The sequence below is a fragment of the Acidithiobacillus albertensis genome, assembly GCF_001931655.1.
GTDB lineage: Bacteria > Pseudomonadota > Gammaproteobacteria > Acidithiobacillales > Acidithiobacillaceae > Acidithiobacillus > Acidithiobacillus thiooxidans.
The window spans coordinates 1-926 of record NZ_MOAD01000095.1; the positions used below are offsets into that span (position 1 = coordinate 1).

Consider the following 926-nt stretch of genomic DNA (forward strand, 5'->3'; position numbering starts at 1 on the left):
CCCTGAGAATGGTATGCCGGAGTCGCCGCACCTGCCGATGACTGTCCGCCATAAGGAGGGCTGGCAGCAGAAGAACCGTGTTGCATGGCCGGTGAAGAGGGTTGTCCCTGAGGCTGGTATCTCGGGGTTGCCGCACTGGCTGATGACTGTCCTCTGTAAGGCTGGGCAGAGGAAGAGGCGCCATGCTGCATGGAGTGTGAGGATGACTGTCCCTGTGGTTGATATCCTGGGGTCGCCGCATTGGCAGGGGTCATGGAACTCGCAAAAGCCATAGAAACGCCTAAGGCGAATACACCAAGGCCCGTCATTAATCTGGAATTTGAGTCTTGCATTAAGATCCTCCATCTAAAAAATCGATAGAAAGTAGTCAAATAGATATTGACCGTAGTACGTGGAATCCTCCACGACGTCAGTACGCTAACAATACAAAATGGAGTTCGTCAAACCCTAATAAACGATTGTTTTTATCACAACAATAGCGTTCTTTAATGAACACACACAGAATCAGTTATCGAATTATAATGAACGGATAATGCCCGTTATTATTTACTCTAATTTAGAGTTTTACGGATGCGCAACGATCGTGTGATTTTTATAGGGCCTGGTCCCTAAGCCATGCTCGAAAGGTTGCTGCGATATTTGCAGTCTTAGCGAGGTTTTTTGTGAACATGAGGATGGGGTTTTTGAATGACGGCTTCAGCTGCATCACTAACTATTTCAACGTCACCGAGGCGAAAGTCAGTCTGTCTGATACACGTCGCTGCGGTAGATTTAGATGGTTCCTCGTCATTTCAAGTGGGTAGCCTGAGATCCAGCTTGCCCAGGATCAGGTAGGCCATGTTGATAAAGTTCTTGTGCGTGCGGTAACCCCGAGCCTTGGCCTTGGCGGATTGAATGAGGCTGTTGAAACCTTCCAGAATTCCATT

General features: G+C 48.2%; 2 protein-coding genes. Both read right to left on the bottom strand.

Translation table 11 applies throughout. From position 1 onward, the window contains the following. Window positions 1–332 (bottom strand): hypothetical protein (locus tag BLW97_RS19295; RefSeq protein ID WP_207650656.1); only part of this gene is annotated, 332 nt, incomplete at its 3' end. A 459-nt stretch (window positions 333–791) separates the two neighbouring features. Beyond that, window positions 792–926, bottom strand: a 135-nt coding sequence (locus tag BLW97_RS18250; protein ID WP_143214908.1) for a transposase, incomplete at its 5' end; no start/stop codon positions are given.